Raw genomic sequence first — 1,341 nt, forward strand, 5'->3', positions numbered from 1 at the left:
CGGCGAGGAATACCTCGACTCGGAGAAGTACCAGCTCAAACCCCGCGACTGGGCGGCCGCCGCACGCGAGGGCCGCACCATCGCACCGCTCATCACCAGGCTCAACACGATCCGCCGGGAGCACCCCGCGCTACAGCGCCTACGGAACCTCCGCTTCCACCAGACCGACAACGACGCCGTGCTCGCCTACAGCAAGAGCACGGGAACGGACACGGTCATCGTGGTCGTCAATCTCGACCCCCATCACGCCCAGGAGGCCACGGTCTCGTTGGACATGCCGCAACTCGGCCTGGACCGGGACGCCGCCCTGTCCGTGCACGACGAACTGACGGGCGAGACGTACCACTGGGGCAGGACCAACTACGTGCGTCTGACGCCCGGCAGCGCGCCGGCGCACGTGCTCCACGTCGGGCGGGCGACGCCCCGGAACGGAGGGCCCTCAGCGTCATGACCGTCAACGAACCCGTACTGGACACTTTTGAGGACACACCTGCGGGGGACCGGGATCCGGACTGGTTCAAACGCGCCGTCTTCTACGAGGTCCTGGTCCGCTCCTTCCAGGACAGCAACGGCGACGGCGTCGGCGACCTGAAGGGCCTGACCGCCCCGTCCTGCCGGAGTTCGGCGACCTGGCCGACTTCGTGGAGTTCGTGGACGCCGCCCACCAGCACGGCATGCGCGTGATCATCGACTTCGTCATGAACCACACCAGCGACCAGCACCCGTGGTTCCAGGAGTCCCGCAAGAACCCCGACGGCCCGTACGGGGACTACTACATGTGGGCCGACGACGACAAGCAGTACGAGGACGCCCGGATCATCTTCGTCGACACCGAGGCCTCCAACTGGACCTTCGACCCCGTGCGCGGCCAGTACTACTTCCACCGCTTCTTCTCGCACCAGCCGGACCTCAACTACGAGAACGCGGCCGTGCAGGAGGAGATCCTGGCGGCGCTGCGCTTCTGGCTGGACCTCGGCATCGACGGGTTCCGGCTGGACGCGGTGCCGTACCTGTACGCGGAGGAGGGCACCAACTGCGAGAACCTGCCGGCGACCCACGAGTTCCTCAGGCGGGTGCGCAAGGAGATCGACGCGATGTACCCGGACACCGTGCTGCTGGCCGAGGCCAACCAGTGGCCGGAGGACGTCGTCGACTACTTCGGGGACTACGCCTCCGGCGGCGACGAGTGCCACATGGCGTTCCACTTCCCGGTCATGCCGCGCATCTTCATGGCCGTACGCAGGGAGTCGCGCTATCCCGTCTCCGAGATCCTCGCCAAGACGCCGGCCATCCCCTCCGGCTGCCAGTGGGGCGTCTTCCTGCGCAACCACGACGAGCTGA

General features: G+C 67.2%; 1 protein-coding gene and 1 pseudogene. Both read left to right on the top strand.

Annotated features, from left to right (window positions below; translation table 11 throughout):
- On the top strand, positions 1-451 hold a 451-nt coding region (locus IO33_RS0141860; protein ID WP_031174318.1), incomplete at its 5' end, for an alpha-glucosidase C-terminal domain-containing protein.
- Positions 448-1,341, top strand: a pseudogene (locus tag IO33_RS45335) (alpha-amylase family glycosyl hydrolase); the annotation flags it as partial. The gene IO33_RS0141860 and the pseudogene IO33_RS45335, both read left to right, overlap by 4 nt.

The organism is Streptomyces durhamensis (genome assembly GCF_000725475.1).
Lineage (GTDB): Bacteria > Actinomycetota > Actinomycetes > Streptomycetales > Streptomycetaceae > Streptomyces > Streptomyces filipinensis.